The sequence below is a fragment of the Rhodococcus ruber genome (assembly GCF_027270735.1).
Classification (GTDB): domain Bacteria; phylum Actinomycetota; class Actinomycetes; order Mycobacteriales; family Mycobacteriaceae; genus Rhodococcoides; species Rhodococcoides rubrum_A.
Genome location: NZ_JAPWIJ010000050.1, coordinates 1 through 237, shown reverse-complemented (window position 1 = coordinate 237; position 237 = coordinate 1). Strand labels below are relative to the sequence as shown.

Genomic DNA, 237 nt, shown 5'->3' with positions numbered 1-237 from the left:
ATCAGGTGGGGGTGAAGTTCTCCACCAACGGGGTCAAGATCGACAAGAAGGTCGCCGCGCGCCTGGCGGCGTCGGATTACGTCGATGTGCAGATCTCCATCGACGGCGCGACGGCGGAGGTCAACGATGCGGTCCGCGGGCCGGGTTCGTTCGACATGGCATGCCGCGCTCTGGAGAATCTGAAGGAGGCCGGCTTCCGGGACGCGAAGATCTCCGTCGTCGTCACCCGCCACAACG

1 protein-coding gene is annotated in these 237 nt (G+C 65.0%); it reads left to right on the top strand.

Annotation, left to right across the window (positions count from 1 at the left end; all coding sequences use genetic code 11):
- Positions 1 to 237 (top strand): radical SAM protein (locus O4220_RS27765; RefSeq protein ID WP_269608754.1); only part of this gene is annotated, 237 nt, incomplete at both ends.